This is a genomic window from Shewanella sp. ANA-3 (assembly GCF_000203935.1).
In the GTDB taxonomy this organism is placed as follows: domain Bacteria; phylum Pseudomonadota; class Gammaproteobacteria; order Enterobacterales; family Shewanellaceae; genus Shewanella.
The window spans coordinates 4,783,214-4,798,826 of sequence record NC_008577.1; the positions used below are offsets into that span (position 1 = coordinate 4,783,214).

A 15,613-nucleotide genomic window follows, 5' to 3' on the forward strand; every position below is an offset into this window, starting at 1 on the left:
TCAATATCCTATTCGCGTATTCGGCAATTTCCCTGCACAATAGCAGCTTGCAACGCCACGTGTTTGTGCCACCGCCATAGCAGAAAGGACGCCAGCGAATGACAGCTTTATTTTCTCTCCCCATCCACAACCGCGCAGGTATTTGTCGCCATAACTTTGGCTTGCTGGGGGGGGTGTTGATAGCTTTAACGCCCATCGCCCTTCAGGCGGCACCCGCCTCGGGAGAGTTTGTCGCCAACAAGCGCTGCGAACTGTTTCAGTCTAAAAATAAACAAACCAATCCCGATAATTGGCAGAGCAATATTGGCGAGCGTTATCCCGTTGCCGAAATTTTAGGTAATAGCAGTAATCCAGATTGGCTCAGGGTGCGCACCAATGCTGCCAGCTCGCCACTGCGTTGGATAAAAGGTGATTGCGGACAATACAATGCCGCAGCTACAGCGCCCGCCGAATCCATTGCGACCGCTCAACCAGCCGCTAATGTCGAGCCCACGCAAACAAGCCTCACTAGCAAGAGCACAGCGGTTAAGAGTGAAAACTCGCAAGAACGTGGCACGCCAGAGAAGCGCCAAGGCAATGTGTGCCAAATCGAGGATAACTACGACTCCAATGTGCTCGCCCTGAGTTGGCAGAGCACCTTTTGCGAACTCTATGGCAGTCGTAAAGCCGAATGCCGCGCCTTAAGCCAAACGAGTGATGCGCCTCAGTGGCAACACTTTAGCCTGCATGGCCTGTGGCCGAATCGCCAGCAATGTGGCACCCGTTACGGCTTTTGCAGCAGCGTGAAACAACAACCGAGTGATTTTTGTGATTATCCCGAGGTGCCGCTCAATGCCTCTGTCCAAAAAAATCTCGAGGAAGTGATGCCAAGTGCCCGCTACGGCAGCTGTTTAGAGCGCCATGAATGGTGGAAACATGGGACCTGTCGCAACCAAGACCCTAATGACTACTTTTTACTGGCGACTCAGCTGACGCAGGAAGTGAATGCCTCGGCATGGGTACAACAATTTATCCATGACAGAATCGGTAAAAAAGTGACTCAACAGGAGCTAAATCAAAGCTTTGATGCCAGCTTTGGCCAAGGTGCACACACTAAGGTCACCCTAGACTGTGCCAAAGGACTCTTGAGTGAAATCCGCATCAGCCTACCTCAGGTCATCAACAGCTCCGACTCTTTGCCGAGTCTGCTCGCGAAGGCCCCGAAGGCGAAAAAGACTAATTGCCCAGCCACACTGTTAATCGACAATCCAAACTAACCGCATACGGCCAGTGGCGAGGTATATCGCCACTGGCCTGCTCTTACAAACCAAGGAGCTAAATGTAGTTATCCCTCGCAAATGAGCCCCAATATTAACGAAACTTCATTTAAGCTTTCTCTTACCTCGAAATAAGTCTCCTATACTCAAACAAGCCGTGCCTAGTACAGGAGCTAGCGCTTTAACCCAAGCCATGGAAGACAAGTTCACTCTGAGGTAACTATGTTTTCTATCAATCAGTTAACGCTCACTAAAAAGCTTGCTATCGTTCCTGTCTTTCTCGTTGCCATGCTGATCACTTTAGGGGTATTAAGCTACTTCGCCCTGACCGACATTGATAATCGGATGCGCACCGTGACTGAAGATCTAGCTCCAGAAAGCGATCTCACCAGTAGCCTGCTTCAGGAAATTTATCGCTTGCGCCTCACGGTAAAAACCTATGTCAAAACGGGTTCCAGCGAAACGGCAGCCGAATTTAGCGCCCAAGACAGTAAAACCCGCGACATATTAGCTAAAGCTAAGGCTCATATAGATAATCAGGAGCGCAGCCAAATGCTCCAACGGATCATTGAGCATGAAAAAGACTATGTGGATATCTTTAATCAGCAAGTCGTCCCCAATCAACAACAAAGAGCCAAGCTAGTCACTGGCACACTCGATGTAAAAGGGCCTGAAATAGAGAAAATAATATCCCAGATCATGCAGTACTCCTTTACCGATGGCGATGTGCAAGGCGCCTTCTACGCCGGTAAAAATCTGCGTGAACTGCTCTTGGCTCGCCTCTATGTCAGCAAGTTTCTCCTCGATAACCAAGCCGATCAGGCGCAGCGTTTTCGGGATGAAATCGTCAATACTCACACCACTATGGATGAGCTTGCCGCGGCGCTCGATAATCTGACCTATCAGTCTCAGGTAAAACAAGCTGCAGGGCTGTTAACTGAATATGAGCAAGCGGCAAACAGCGTCGTCACGGCAATCAATAACCGCAATCAAGCCATAGTGCAGCTGGATAATATTGGCATCGAAATGGCGCAGATGACCTCTGATTTGCAAGATAATACGATGAAATCGCTGTCTGAAGCGGGCGACAAAGCCGCTAAGGAGGTCAGCCAAAAAATCACCTTTATCAACATTATCCTGTTGATCGCCATTCTGCTTTCCGCCTTCATCACAGTGATAGTGACCCAAAGCCTGCTGCGCACCATACGCGAAGTGGTGGCGCTGCTGAATGAAATCGCCGATGGCGAGGCCGATCTCACCCAGCGCCTACCCGTAAATGGCCATGACGAACTGACTCAACTAGCCAAAAACTTTAACCGCTTTGTATTGCGGATCCAGCAATTAGTGGCCGAAGTCAAAGACACGACAGTTCAAATGGTTAGCGCATCAACCCAGCTAAACAGTGTGACTCACAGCGCGACCCAAGACATGAGTTCACAACAGAATGAAACCCAACTCGTCGCCTCGGCCATTACCGAAATGGCCGCCAGTGCCGTCGAAGTCGCTGCCAGTGCCGATACCGCCAATAAGCTCTCGGAAGATGCCAAAGCGCAAGCTCTCCTCGGCCGCGAGACAGTCACCCGCGCCACCCATTCGATGCGGGAACTGGCGAGCAAAGTCGAAGCCTCGGCCACGACCATAGAACAGCTACGTAACGACAGCGATAAGATTGGTGCCGTACTGGATGTGATCCGCGCCATTGCCGAGCAAACCAATCTATTGGCGCTCAACGCGGCCATTGAAGCGGCTCGGGCGGGCGAGCAAGGACGTGGCTTTGCCGTAGTAGCCGATGAAGTACGCTCACTTGCCAGCCGCACGCAAGAATCGACCAAGCAAATCCAACAAATCATCCAAACACTGCAGGATAGATCGGGCTCAGCGGCGACCATGATGGGACAAAGCCGAGAAGCCACCAACAGCACGGTCGAGCAAGTGACTCAAGTGGAATCGGCCCTCTCGACTATCACCGAAATGGTCATGTCGATCACTCACTCGGTCTCACAAATGGCCCACGCTGCCGAACAGCAGTCGACCGTGGTGGAAGAAATTAATATGTCGATCAACAGCGTTAATGACAGTGCCAACCGTACTCTGACGGGGGTTAAACAGGCGGCAAGCTCTGCCAATGGCTTGCTGGGGATAGGTCAACAGCTGGATGGTTTAGTGAGTGAGTTTAAGGTGTAGCCAGTAGCAGAAAAAGAAATAAGCGTATCGACATAAGACCATATAAAACCTAGGTATAACCTCAATAAACCTAGGTTTTATGATCGCTTATGCCGAAGTGTCATCTCGCCAGCTTAAGATAGCTCATTTAACTTGATGACCGCGAAGGTTGCCCCTTGCGCGTCGGCAATCACAGCAAAACGTCCCACATCTGGGATATCACTGGGCGGTACGCATAGCTGCGCGCCCAGCCCCTGCGCCTTAGCGGCAAAGGCGTCACAATTCGCCACCACAAAATAAGGCATCCAATGGGCGGGGATCTCACCCCATTCCGGCATCATTTTCATCATGCCCCCCATAGACTGACCGTCGATTTGCCATTCGGTGTAATCGATGCCAGGTACATGACTGGGGAGCGTGGTCCAAGGAAACACTTGAGTGTAAAAACTGGCTTCGGCGCCAGGTTCACGACAGGCCAGCTCAACCCAACACAGGGTATTTTCCTCCCCTTGACGACGTGAGCCAGGGTGATTTTTCGCCTGCCACAGGGCAAAACGTGCGCCTTCGGGATCACTCACCTGCGCCATCACGCCCGCATCACCCACCACATGCGGTCCCATATGCAATTGCCCGCCTGCTGCAAGGATGGCGGCAACTGTGGCTTCGATATCCTTAACCGCAAAATAAATCCGCCAGTGGCTAGGGATCTGTGGTTCCGACTCTGAGATTTGATACATGGCACCTAAGTCCTCACCGTCGAGGTTGAACAGCGAAAAATGACCATTAGGAATCGCCATTTCCACCGCATTCCAACCAAACAGCGCGTGGTAAAACGCCTGTGCCCCCTGCCAGTCATGGCTCGCCAGTTCCACCCAACAGGCCTGTCCCTGCGCGTACTGAGTAATCCTCATTGCAGACTCCAATCAAACAGATAATGTGTTCGAGTTAAGCTGGAGTTTAGGCAACTGTCCAGTTTTGGCAATAAAAAGATGAATATAAAGAAAAAGCCCTCAATTTGAGGGCTTGATTCGGAGACGAAATACTTAGGAGAACTGCGGCAATAAATTCGCCATCGCGAGTAGATGACAAGCCCCAGTCACCACACCGTATAACACCACAAGGATAATTAAGGGCGTGCCACCAAAGACTCTAAAACCTTGATGATTAGGGAACTGCTGTCTCGATTTATAGGCCATCAGTGCAGGCACGATGACGGCCCACACGGTTGCCGCTAAGGCAGCAAAACCTATGGCAATCAAAAAGCCATCGGGGAATAACAAACCTAAAATGGTCGGCGGCACAAAGGTGACAATTGCCGTTTTCATCCGCCCCGAGCGCGTATCGTCGAACCCGAATAAATCGGCCAAATAATCGAATAAACCTAAGGTCACACCGAGGAAAGAAGATGCCACAGCTAAGTTAGCAAACAGGGTTAACATGCTGTTTAACCAGCTACTTTCCATCACTTTCGACAAGGCGCCGACTAACACACCCATATTGCCACCCTGGGCAATAATCTCACTAAACTGGCTGCGAGGAATGTTGCCCATAGTGGCCACTAACCAGCAGGCATAAATGATCAGCGCGATGAAAGTGCCGACGAAAATCGCTTTGATGATGGTCGATGAATCTTTGCCGTAGTACTTCACCAAACTCGGCACGTTGCCATGGTAGCCAAAACTTGCCAGACCAAAGGGCAAGGCAGCCCATAGATAAGGCATAAAGCTTTGATTACCATCCGGCTCGAGTAATTTAGTCACATCGATCTCGATCAATAAGTTACCAATCGCAAGGAAGAAAGTGATGATCATCCCGCCGAGCATTATGGTCGTAATACGGTCCACCGCCTTGGTGCTGATCAACACGATACAAGCCAGCACGACCGCAAACACTAATCCGGCAACACTTTGGGGTAACTCAATCCCCATACCCTGCAGGCTATGGTTAACAATCGAGCCGCCGCCACTGATGTAGGCATAGGTTAAGATGTAGAGCACGAAGGCAATCGATACCCCATTCACGATCCGCCAGAACTGGCCTAGGGTTTCCTTGGTCAGGGTATCGAAACTCGCTCCCGGCTCGAAATGCAGGTTGGTTTCGAGCAGTAACAGCCCCGACATCAACATGCAGAACCAAATACCGAGTAACATCAGTACCGAGTAGCCAAACCACATGCCTGCTCCCACCACAGGCAAAGAAAACATCCCCGCCCCGACTGTGGTGCCGGCAATAATCATGGCACCACCGAGCAAAGACTTGCCCACCGGCTTATTCTTCACCGCATTCATATGGTTAGCCATTAAACGATATGCTCCGCAGTCACGCTCGCTACTATGGTTTGTCTCACTGAGGCTCGAAGTAAGCTATTAGCTTGATCGCGAATGCGCTCAACGTCGGATTTATCTTCCTTCTCGGAGAAGTAACCCAACTCTTTAAGCTTAACACTCAAAGTGTTATAGAGTTTCTTGTCGTAGAATTCTGGTGCAGTAATTCCATGCAGCGCCCCTAAACGTTGGGCAAGCAGATGACTTTCAGACTCCAGCTCCGAACGCTCCATCTTAGGTCTGTGGGCCAGCAGATTGAAGATAATCGCATAGCGTTGCAAAGTCTCGCTAACGCTTCCGGCCAGCAACAACATTTGGCTAGTGTGCTCAGTCACCACCGACAGCGTATCGCTTTCCTGCACCAGACCCTGCTCAATAAGCAGATCCAGCACTTGATTCACATAGCTTGGCAGATCCTTGATACCCATGAATAACTCCGCCTTCAGTAGCGGATAAAAGTCACTCACAATCCCTAGGATATGGGCTCTTGAAATCTGCTTATTGTTGGTTAAACAGCTAGCAATTAACGACGGAATGATAAACAGGTGGATGATATTATTACGATAGTAAGTCATTGAAATCGCTTGATTCGCATCAATAGAGACTATCTCACCCAGAGGATCAGCGTGGATGGAGAACTTATTCAGCTCTAATCCTTGCTGCACTAAGTGCTTGCCATCACCTTCGGCAACCGACGTAAACGAAGTGTAAGGCACACGCTTAAGCAGAGTTAGGTACAAATCTAACTGACGCTCGAGCAAGCAACGTTCTAGGGCATTTTGCTCCGATGCCAGCAGCACTAAGCTGGTCAAGGTGATAGAACTGGCGGCGGCAGCATCGTTAATGCGGGTCATCACACGATTCGCTAACACGTTCACCGCAGGGGTTAACCAAGTCGGTTTTTGTTCGGGATCGTCGGCCACTTCAGTGCGCCAGTTTGGCGCCGTTTCATTCAAGAAGTTTTGCAGTGTAATCGGCTCGCCAAAGTTGACATAACCTTGGCCAAAATTACCTAATTTACGAATAGCACCAAAGACTTGCCATACAGATTCTTTCTGTTTTTTCTTACCACTCAGCTCTTTGTGATAAGTCGCCACTTCCATCACGTGATCGTAACCTAGATACACAGGCACTAAGGTGACAGGACGTTCGATGCCACGCAGCACACTGTTGATCGTCATGGCAATCATGCCCGTTTTCGGCGCCAATAGACGACCGGTGCGAGAGCGGCCACCCTCAGAGAAATACTCCACCGAATATCCCTTAGCAAAAAGCTGATCGAGGTATTCACGGAACACGGCCGTATAGAGTTTATTGCCGTTAAAACTACGGCGAATAAAGAAAGCCCCGCCACGGCGGAACAGCGGCCCCGCTGGCCAGAAGTTTAGGTTAATCCCCGCAGCAATATGCGGTGGCACCATACCTTGGTAATACAGGATGTAGGATAACAGCAGGTAATCCATATGGCTGCGATGGCAAGGTACATACACAATCTCGTGACCATCATGGTGAAGCTGGCGGATTTGCTCGGCACCTTTGATATTGATACCGCTGTAGAGCTTGTTCCATAACCAAGTTAAGAAACGCTCGGCAATACGCACTAAGCTATCGGAATAATTCGCTGCAATTTCATCAAGATATTCAATTGCTGTTTCACGGGCTTGGGTTTCGGAAATCTTCTTACTCGCCGCTTCTTCCTGAATCGCCTTGCGTAAGGATTCGGATTTCAACAGGGAGTGGAACATGGCCTGACGATTAGGCAGCACTGGCCCCGTCATCACTTTGCGTTGACGGCGGAAATGCACCCTAGCCACCCGCGCCAATTTATGGGCAATCCCCATATCGGTGCCGTGCTCGTCGGCCATGTAACGCAGCGATACTGCATTAGAAAACTGAACAAAGTTGTGGCGGCCTAAAAATAGGATCATCAAACACTTACGTAACCAAGTTGGATTCTCGCGCTCAAGCACAGCCGCCTTCATGGTGTCATCTTCTTTACCCGGAGTACGACCCCAATACAGGCTCACAGGCACCAGCTGAATATCTAACTCAGGCTTTTCCTTATGGACAGCCAACAAACGCATAAAACATTCGAGGAATGGCTCATTGCTGGCACGTTCGCCAAACAAAGGCTTACGCCCTTCGAGACAAACTACGCGGGGCGCGACAACGCCATTGACCACGAGCGGCTCATAAGGGCTTGGCAACCCCAGCTTAGTGGTGATCTCGCTTAACGCAGCAATATCACTCAGGGATTCTGTTTTCATTACATAAGCAAGCGGTCTGGAGGCGTCCAGATTCAGATCGGCAAAGGGATCCTGCGGCACAACAATAGTGTGCACTAAGTGTTTTTGGATCCAGCGTAATGATTTCAACCAAAGAGAGTCTTGTTTAGGCATTATTCTTATGCAATGTAAGTACGTTCATTAGCCCCATAGAATACCAGATTCTAGGGAACATTCGCTAATACTCTCCAATCGCGTTAAAAAGTGGTTAATACTTGCACTACGAATAATACTGTATATACTAACAGTAACTGTATAGAAAAACAGGAAAGAACATGAGACCGTTGACGCCACGCCAAGCCGAAATTTTAGAGCTGATTAAACGTAATATTGCCGAGACTGGCATGCCACCCACCCGGGCCGAAATCGCCACCCGTTTGGGTTTTAAAAGTGCAAATGCCGCCGAGGAACACCTTAAGGCATTGGCGAAAAAAGGCTGCATCGAGATCATGCCTGGCACTTCCCGCGGGATCCGCCTCCCAGTTGAGGAAGAAGATAACAGCGAATCAGGCTTGCCACTGATTGGCCAAGTGGCTGCGGGCGAACCTATACTCGCCCAAGAGCATGTCGAACAGTATTACCAAGTCGACCCTAGCATGTTCCACCCTGCCGCCAATTTCTTACTACGCGTCAGAGGCGACAGTATGAAGAACATCGGTATCCTCGAGGGGGATCTTCTCGCCGTTCATAAAGTACAGCAAGCGCGCAATGGCCAAGTTGTTGTAGCTCGCGTTGACGATGATGTAACAGTTAAACGCTTTGAAAAGAAAGGGAATCTAGTTTATCTACATGCAGAGAATGAAGATTACTCCCCAATTAAAGTCGATTTAAGTTTCCAAAGTCTAACAATAGAAGGGCTCGCCGTAGGGGTGATCCGCAATGGAGATTGGCTATGAACAAACTACTAGGTAATGCCCCGCGTCACCCCGGTTTATGGCTCGATGCGGTACGCGAAACCGATACAGACTGGCAGCATACGCCTATCATCACTATGCCTACCGAGAGCCAAGGGCGCCAAGAGCTAATGCAACTTAGCAAGCAGTTAGCACAACTGAGCCAACAAGGCCGCTGGGTCGTGCTCATCAACCCACCTAGTATTGGCTACAAGCAGTTACTGGCCAGCGCTGGCGTGCGTATGGACCGCGTACTTTTAGTCCATGCGAAAGATGAAGTCGAAACCCTGTGGGCCATGGAAAAAGCATTAACCAGTGGCACTTCAAGCGCAGTAATTACTTGGATCCACTCACTCGATGCCCGTGACAATCGTCGTTTGCAAATTGTGGCCAAGAGTGCCCGCGCCATGGGAATAGTGCTCGAAGGTGTTGTAAATCACTCGACTACGGACGCGACACTCAAGCAACCCGCTCACTTTGCCCAAGGTAGTTTTTTTAGCTCTGTTCATTAAAATTTTTGCACTGCGTATTTAGCCTTGAAAGCCGCCTCACCTGTGAATGTGGGGCTTTTTTTTGGCAATTTTTCAGACAATTAGAAAAAGAAGTGATCTTGATCAATTTTTAAACAGCAAGTATGTTTGATTCAGGCGAGCATAATATATCGCCCGTTTAGGCAAAAAATATCGACGATTTATCGAATATCTCTTGCCCACAAAAATCGAGAATAATGGGTTTATTCAGCAGTATGTGCCAGTGTGGCTAATACCAGCAGTAACAATACTTAATCAAAAGTAAGCCGCCAACGCACGTTGAAGTCAGAGAAGCTTTTTTGGGAACTGAAGAGTTTGCATAGAGTTGAGACTTACTGTGTTGCTCTTCTTTGTAGTTGCTATTCGCAATTGGCAGAGGAGAAGTCTTGTGAAGCAATGGTTGTATTGTTTACTCGTGGTGCTATTCGCCCCACCGTTGGCCGCAGCGGACATGCGGTTCAACATGACCCCCGGCGTGACAGAAATCAGTGGCAAGGTTTATCACTTACACATGACGATTCTGTATATTTGCTGCGCGATAGGCTTAGTGGTTTTTGGCGTGATGATTTATGCCATGATCAACCACAGAAAATCCAAGGGCGCGGTCGCGTCTCACTTCCATGAGAGTACAAAAGTCGAAATCGCATGGACGGTCATTCCTTTTGTCATTCTGATCTTAATGGCGATTCCCGCCACGAAAACTCTGATTGCCATGGAAGATCCCAGCAATGCCGATCTCACGGTAAAAGTCACAGGCTCTCAATGGAAATGGCATTATAGCTACTTCGATCAAGACATTGATTTTTACAGCATTCTCGCAACCCCAAGACCTCAAATCGAAGGTAGTGAAGCCAAGGGTGAGCACTACTTACTCGAGGTCGACAAACCCCTAGTATTACCGGTCAATCGTAAAATCCGTTTCTTGATGACCTCAGAGGATGTCATCCACTCATGGTGGATGCCCGCCTTTGCCGTTAAAAAAGACGCTAACCCAGGTTTTATCAACGAGGCGTGGACCCGTATCGACAAACCCGGTATTTACCGTGGCCAATGTGCCGAGCTTTGCGGTAAAGACCATGGTTTTATGCCGATAGTAGTGCAGGCATTGCCCGAAGCCGAGTTCGATGCATGGGTTGAAGAACAAAAACAAGCCGCCAATGCCGCCGCGCAAGCCGCACAGGCCGCGTTATCGCAAACATTAACTAAAGAAGAGCTGATGACTCAGGGTGAGCAAGTTTACCTCGGTCACTGCGCAGCCTGTCACCAACCTAACGGTGAAGGTTTACAGGGGGTATTCCCACACCTCAAAGGCAGCCCCATAGCTACCGGACCACTGAGCGGCCATCTTGAAATCGTGCTCAATGGTAAAGCGGGTACGGCCATGCAAGCCTTTGGCAAACAATTAACGACCCAAGAAATTGCCGCCGTGATTACCTATGAGCGTAATGCATGGGGCAATAACACGGGTGATGCGGTACAAGCCAAAGACGTTGATGCCCATAAATCCGGTGGCACGAGTAGCGAGCCAGTAGCAACGACTCCGCCCCCAGCAACCACCGATGCACCCAAAACGGCGACAGAACCTACCGCCAGCGTCGATCCCGCGAGTCTCCCCACGCTTAGCCATGATGAACTGATGGCCGAAGGGGAAAAGACCTATGCCACGATTTGCGCCGCCTGCCACCAGCTAACGGGTGCAGGTATGCCTCCCGCCTTCCCCGCCCTTGCTGGTAGCGCTATCGCAACGGGTCCGATCGCCAATCACATCGACATAGTGATGCACGGTAAACCGGGCACGGCGATGCAGGCATTTGGCACACAACTTACGCCACAACAGCTTGCCGCCATCATTACCTATGAGCGCAATGCATGGGGCAACAATACTGGCGATACAGTGCAACCCGCTGATATTGCTCGCCATGGACAGTAGGGGATTAAGATGAGCACACTGACTCAAGACCAAATTGCCGCCCATGATGAACACCATCACGGCGCACCTAAAGGCATCATGCGCTGGTTACTCACCACCAACCACAAGGACATTGGCACCCTGTACCTATGGTTTAGTTTCATAATGTTTTTAACTGGTGGTGCTATGGCCATGGTGATCCGCGCCGAACTCTTTCAGCCCGGATTACAACTCGTTGAACCTAACTTCTTCAACCAGATGACCACAGTACATGGGCTAATCATGGTATTCGGCGCCGTGATGCCAGCCTTTACAGGGCTGGCTAACTGGTTGATCCCCATGATGATTGGCGCGCCCGATATGGCGCTTCCACGGATGAACAACTGGAGTTTTTGGATCCTTCCCTTCGCCTTTACCATATTGTTGAGCTCATTGTTTATGGAAGGTGGCGGCCCTAACTTCGGTTGGACCTTCTACGCACCACTCTCGACCACTTACAGCCCTGACAGCACAGCATTATTTGTCTTCTCGATTCATATCATGGGGATAAGTTCGATCATGGGCGCCATCAACGTGATCGTAACCATAGTCAACCTACGCGCTCCCGGTATGACGTGGATGAAGTTACCGCTGTTTGTCTGGACCTGGCTGATTACCGCCTTCTTGCTGATCGCCGTCATGCCAGTGCTCGCAGGCGCCGTCACTATGGTGTTAACCGATAAGTTTTTCGGTACTAGCTTCTTCGAGGCGGCAGGCGGCGGCGACCCTGTGATGTTCCAGCATATCTTCTGGTTCTTCGGTCACCCCGAAGTCTACATCATGATTCTGCCATCCTTCGGCATTATCTCCGCCATAGTTCCGGCCTTTAGTCGCAAGAAATTGTTCGGCTATTCATCCATGGTGTATGCCACGGCGAGTATTGCGATTCTGTCCTTCCTCGTGTGGGCGCACCATATGTTCACAACCGGTATGCCTGTGTTTGCCGAGTTGTTTTTTATGTACTGCACTATGCTGATTGCCGTGCCGACTGGGGTAAAAGTGTTTAACTGGGTAGCGACCATGTGGCGCGGCTCACTGAGTTTTGAAACCCCTATGTTGTTCGCGGTGGCCTTTATTATCCTGTTCACTATTGGCGGCTTCTCTGGTTTGATGCTCGCCATCACGCCGGCCGACTTCCAATACCACGATACTTACTTTGTGGTGGCTCACTTCCACTATGTGTTAGTCACTGGTGCGATTTTCTCCATCATGGCGGCGGCCTATTACTGGCTACCAAAATGGACCGGCCATATGTACAGCGAAAAGCTCGGCCAGTGGCATTTTTGGTGCTCGGTGATTTCGGTCAACGTGTTGTTTTTCCCGATGCATTTCTTAGGTCTTGCGGGTATGCCAAGGCGTATTCCCGATTACTCGATTCAATTTGCCGATGTAAACCAAATCGTGTCGATTGGGGGTTTTGCCTTTGGTCTTTCTCAGCTGATCTTCCTTGTGCTGGTGATTAAGTGCATTCGGGGCGGTGAAAAGGCGCCCGCCAAACCTTGGGAAGGCAGCGAAGGCTTAGAATGGACTCTACCAAGTCCCGCGCCCTACCACTCTTTCACCACGCCACCCGAGGTGAAATAACATGCAAGGCCAACCCCATCAGCCCATCATCAAGTCAAATCGTAAGCTTATCAGCCTACTGGTGTTGGGCTGCCTTGCGATGTTTGGCTTTGGGTTCGCCTTAGTGCCGCTCTACGATGTACTGTGCGAAAAACTGGGCATTAATGGCAAAACCTCCAATACTGCCAGCAGTTATCAGGCGATCACTGTGGATAAGAACCGAGTGGTAACAGTGGAGTTTATCTCGCAGGTACAGACGGGCATGCCGTGGAAATTTGAGCCACAAACGAAACGGCTCGAAGTGCATCCGGGCGAACTCATTCACACGGCATTTCTGGCGCAAAACATCTCGAATAGAGCGACTGTGGGCCAGGCGATTCCCTCTATTTCGCCTGGACAAGGTGCGGCTTATTTCAATAAAACCGAATGTTTTTGTTTTAACCAACAACACTTAGCCGCGGCGAGTCGCGCCGAACTTCCGTTGATCTTCTTCGTGGATCCTCAATTACCCGAGTCTATCCACACTTTAACCCTCTCTTACACCCTCTACGACATTACCGACAAGCAGTTAGCGTCTGCCATAGAGCAAGGAGCTGCAAAATGACCACTAAACATGAGACTTACTACGTCCCCGCCCAGAGTGCTTGGCCGATTGTTGGTGCTATCGGCTTGTTTTTAATTGCCTTTGGGGCAGGACATTTTGTTCATCAACTCAAATCTGGCGCTTCGGGTGGCGGCTATATTCTACTTGCAGGCATAGTCGTCATCCTGTTTATGCTGGTAGGCTGGTTTAGAACCGTGATCCAAGAATCGATGACGGGCCTCTATTCCCATCAAATGGATAGATCGTTTCGCCAAGGCATGAGCTGGTTTATCTTCTCCGAGGTGATGTTCTTCGCCGCCTTCTTCGGCGCCTTATTTTACGCCCGCATGGTCGCAGTACCTTGGCTCGGCGGCGCGTCCAATAATGCCATGACCCATGAAGTCCTGTGGCCACACTTCGAGGCCGTTTGGCCACTCCTCACCACGCCAGATGGCACCAAAACCGAAGCCATGCCATGGAATGGACTACCGCTAGTCAACACCATTGTGCTGCTAACCTCCTCTGTCACGCTGCATTTTGCCCATACCAGCTTAGAAAAGGGTAAACGTTCGGCCATCACCCTCTGGCTGGGACTCACGATTTTGCTCGGAATTAGCTTCCTTGCTTTGCAGGCCGAGGAATATAGCCATGCCTACCATGAGATGGGGCTAACGCTCACCTCGGGCGTGTATGGCAACACCTTTTTCCTGTTAACGGGTTTCCACGGCATGCATGTCACCTTGGGCACCATCTTTCTATTAGTCTTGTTTTTCAGAGTGTTAAAGGACCACTTTAGTGCGGATAAGCATTTTGTCTTCCAAGCGGGCAGTTGGTACTGGCACTTTGTCGACGTAGTTTGGCTCTGCCTGTTTATCTTTGTTTATGTGCTTTAAAGATTCATTGAAACAATAAGTTGAAAGCTTAAGGCGTGGGGTTGAGACCAAGCAGTCCAGTCCCTAAAGCCACCAGCAAAAGCAGGATAACTAGTACAGAAAACATCACCCTACGGCCCAAATAGCGGCTCATAGGCACAGGGTGATCAGCGGTTTGATCGTCACCTTTAACCATAATGATTAAGGCTCTGCCTAGGTTAAAAATGATAAACAGTAACAGCAGTACTAAAACACACTTAAAAATGAACGGGATGTTCATACGCTATCCTTATGTTTTGCTGACCAAATTAATTGGGTTGCCAAGATATATTTGGCTGCATAGGGGAATGTTGTTACTGCTGATATTGACTGTGGTGGTATTCGTGATTTTGGTCAAGCTGGGTTTGTGGCAAATGGATAGGGCCGCGGAAAAAACCGAACTGCTCGCACAAATGGAGGCCAGACAATCCGCTGCCGCACTCAATCCTGAACAGCTCATAGCTGAATTGGCTAAAGGCGGCGTTACTGGCTATCGCCTTGAGGTTCAAGCCAGCCCCGTTAATCCGCAAATCTGGTTACTCGACAATCAGGTCTATCAAGGGCAAGTGGGCTATCTCGCCTTTCAATTGCTGCAAATATCTCCTGAAAATCAGGCAAACGATGCTGAACAACCTTGGCTGTTACTCGAACTCGGTTTTATCGCCGCTAAATCCCACCGAGATGCCTTGCCCGAAGTCAGCCCCATAGTCGGTGAACAGGTTCTTACGGGCCGCCTCTATCAAAAACAGATTAATCCCTTGAGCCATCACTTATTGGCAGAACCCTTCACCACGGAACAAGGTGAACGGATTCGGTTTCAAAATCTCAATCTACCCGAGATGGCACAAATGTTAGGGCATCCCATTCTACCTGCGGTGTTACAACCCGATGCCTTACCCCAATTACAACCTGCGCAGGCCTTGCCCCACCCTTGGCAACCTTTCCCGCTCTCGGCCCAAAAACATTGGGGTTATGCATTGCAATGGTTTGCCATGGCAACTGTGTTTGCTGGGCTGATGGGTTGGCAAGGAGCAAAATACCTCAAAAAATCACGACAACTACATCGAGCCGATAAGGAAGCGACTAAGACCGAGTAACAGATACAAGCAAGATTTTAATAAAAAACAATAAAACAAAGCATTAGGGACAATAAGAGG

Annotated in this window: 13 protein-coding genes; 9 read left to right on the top strand and 4 right to left on the bottom strand. The window is 49.9% G+C overall.

The features are described 5' to 3' along the window. The first annotated feature begins 98 nt into the window (after positions 1 to 98). Complete coding sequence (locus SHEWANA3_RS20820; protein ID WP_011718702.1) at positions 99 to 1,256, top strand: ribonuclease T2; 1,158 nt, start codon at positions 99 to 101, stop codon at positions 1,254 to 1,256. A gap of 222 nt (positions 1,257 to 1,478) precedes the next feature. Next, positions 1,479 to 3,440 carry a methyl-accepting chemotaxis protein gene (locus tag SHEWANA3_RS20825; RefSeq protein WP_011718703.1) on the top strand — a complete coding sequence of 654 codons (1,962 nt, stop codon included), beginning with the start codon at positions 1,479 to 1,481 and terminating at the stop codon, positions 3,438 to 3,440. A 113-nt stretch (positions 3,441 to 3,553) separates the two neighbouring features. Here SHEWANA3_RS20825 and SHEWANA3_RS20830 read toward each other — a convergent pair whose 3' ends face one another. The 3 genes from SHEWANA3_RS20830 to plsB form a co-directional block, all read right to left on the bottom strand. After that, positions 3,554 to 4,330: a VOC family protein gene (locus SHEWANA3_RS20830; RefSeq protein ID WP_011718704.1), complete on the bottom strand. Its 777-nt coding sequence runs from the start codon at positions 4,328 to 4,330 to the stop codon at positions 3,554 to 3,556. A gap of 132 nt (positions 4,331 to 4,462) precedes the next feature. Continuing rightward, positions 4,463 to 5,719 carry a tryptophan permease gene (mtr, locus tag SHEWANA3_RS20835; protein WP_011718705.1) on the bottom strand — a complete coding sequence of 419 codons (1,257 nt, stop codon included), beginning with the start codon at positions 5,717 to 5,719 and terminating at the stop codon, positions 4,463 to 4,465. After that, a complete protein-coding gene (gene plsB, locus SHEWANA3_RS20840; RefSeq protein WP_011718706.1) occupies positions 5,719 to 8,142 on the bottom strand; it encodes a glycerol-3-phosphate 1-O-acyltransferase PlsB in 2,424 nt (807 codons plus the stop codon). The genes mtr and plsB overlap by 1 nt, the downstream gene beginning before the upstream one ends. Before the next feature lie 161 nt (positions 8,143 to 8,303). Here plsB and lexA point away from each other — a divergent pair, with 161 nt between their 5' ends. The 6 genes from lexA to SHEWANA3_RS20870 all read left to right on the top strand — a co-directional run bounded on the left by lexA (position 8,304) and on the right by SHEWANA3_RS20870 (position 14,438). Beyond that, positions 8,304 to 8,924, top strand: a complete 621-nt coding sequence (gene lexA / locus SHEWANA3_RS20845) for a transcriptional repressor LexA (protein WP_011718707.1) — start codon at positions 8,304 to 8,306, stop codon at positions 8,922 to 8,924. Beyond that, positions 8,921 to 9,433 (top strand): SulA-like leucine-rich domain-containing protein, encoded by a 513-nt coding sequence (locus SHEWANA3_RS20850; RefSeq protein WP_011718708.1) that lies wholly within the window; start codon positions 8,921 to 8,923, stop codon positions 9,431 to 9,433. The genes lexA and SHEWANA3_RS20850 overlap by 4 nt, the downstream gene beginning before the upstream one ends. Positions 9,434 to 9,839: 406 nt before the next feature. Beyond that, a complete protein-coding gene (gene coxB / locus SHEWANA3_RS20855) occupies positions 9,840 to 11,381 on the top strand; it encodes a cytochrome c oxidase subunit II (protein WP_011718709.1) in 1,542 nt (513 codons plus the stop codon). A gap of 9 nt (positions 11,382 to 11,390) precedes the next feature. After that, positions 11,391 to 12,983 (top strand): cytochrome c oxidase subunit I, encoded by a 1,593-nt coding sequence (gene ctaD, locus SHEWANA3_RS20860; protein ID WP_011718710.1) that lies wholly within the window; start codon positions 11,391 to 11,393, stop codon positions 12,981 to 12,983. A 1-nt stretch (position 12,984) separates the two neighbouring features. Beyond that, on the top strand, positions 12,985 to 13,566 hold the full coding sequence (locus SHEWANA3_RS20865; protein ID WP_011718711.1) for a cytochrome c oxidase assembly protein: 582 nt from the start codon (positions 12,985 to 12,987) through the stop codon (positions 13,564 to 13,566). Next, a complete protein-coding gene (locus SHEWANA3_RS20870; RefSeq protein ID WP_011718712.1) occupies positions 13,563 to 14,438 on the top strand; it encodes a cytochrome c oxidase subunit 3 in 876 nt (291 codons plus the stop codon). Before SHEWANA3_RS20865 ends, SHEWANA3_RS20870 begins: the two co-directional genes overlap by 4 nt. Before the next feature lie 28 nt (positions 14,439 to 14,466). Here the strand turns inward: SHEWANA3_RS20870 and SHEWANA3_RS20875 are convergent, their stop codons facing one another. Further along, positions 14,467 to 14,697 carry a DUF2909 family protein gene (locus tag SHEWANA3_RS20875; protein WP_041412864.1) on the bottom strand — a complete coding sequence of 77 codons (231 nt, stop codon included), beginning with the start codon at positions 14,695 to 14,697 and terminating at the stop codon, positions 14,467 to 14,469. On the opposite strand from SHEWANA3_RS20875, the gene SHEWANA3_RS20880 reads away from it, so the two are divergent. Continuing rightward, on the top strand, positions 14,642 to 15,553 hold the full coding sequence (locus tag SHEWANA3_RS20880) for an SURF1 family protein (protein ID WP_011718713.1): 912 nt from the start codon (positions 14,642 to 14,644) through the stop codon (positions 15,551 to 15,553). The two genes, SHEWANA3_RS20875 and SHEWANA3_RS20880, sit on opposite strands and share 56 nt — an antisense overlap. Positions 15,554 to 15,613: the final 60 nt, after the last annotated feature.

Coding starts and splice junctions, on each gene's coding strand:
- SHEWANA3_RS20820 (WP_011718702.1), top strand. CDS start 99: ATGACAGCTTTATTTTCTCTCCCCATCCACAACCGCGCAGGTATTTGT.
- SHEWANA3_RS20825 (WP_011718703.1), top strand. CDS start 1,479: ATGTTTTCTATCAATCAGTTAACGCTCACTAAAAAGCTTGCTATCGTT.
- SHEWANA3_RS20830 (WP_011718704.1), bottom strand. CDS start 4,330: ATGAGGATTACTCAGTACGCGCAGGGACAGGCCTGTTGGGTGGAACTG.
- mtr (WP_011718705.1), bottom strand. CDS start 5,719: ATGGCTAACCATATGAATGCGGTGAAGAATAAGCCGGTGGGCAAGTCT.
- plsB (WP_011718706.1), bottom strand. CDS start 8,142: ATGCCTAAACAAGACTCTCTTTGGTTGAAATCATTACGCTGGATCCAA.
- lexA (WP_011718707.1), top strand. CDS start 8,304: ATGAGACCGTTGACGCCACGCCAAGCCGAAATTTTAGAGCTGATTAAA.
- SHEWANA3_RS20850 (WP_011718708.1), top strand. CDS start 8,921: ATGAACAAACTACTAGGTAATGCCCCGCGTCACCCCGGTTTATGGCTC.
- ctaD (WP_011718710.1), top strand. CDS start 11,391: ATGAGCACACTGACTCAAGACCAAATTGCCGCCCATGATGAACACCAT.
- SHEWANA3_RS20865 (WP_011718711.1), top strand. CDS start 12,985: ATGCAAGGCCAACCCCATCAGCCCATCATCAAGTCAAATCGTAAGCTT.
- SHEWANA3_RS20870 (WP_011718712.1), top strand. CDS start 13,563: ATGACCACTAAACATGAGACTTACTACGTCCCCGCCCAGAGTGCTTGG.
- SHEWANA3_RS20880 (WP_011718713.1), top strand. CDS start 14,642: ATGATAAACAGTAACAGCAGTACTAAAACACACTTAAAAATGAACGGG.
- SHEWANA3_RS20875 (WP_041412864.1), bottom strand. CDS start 14,697: ATGAACATCCCGTTCATTTTTAAGTGTGTTTTAGTACTGCTGTTACTG.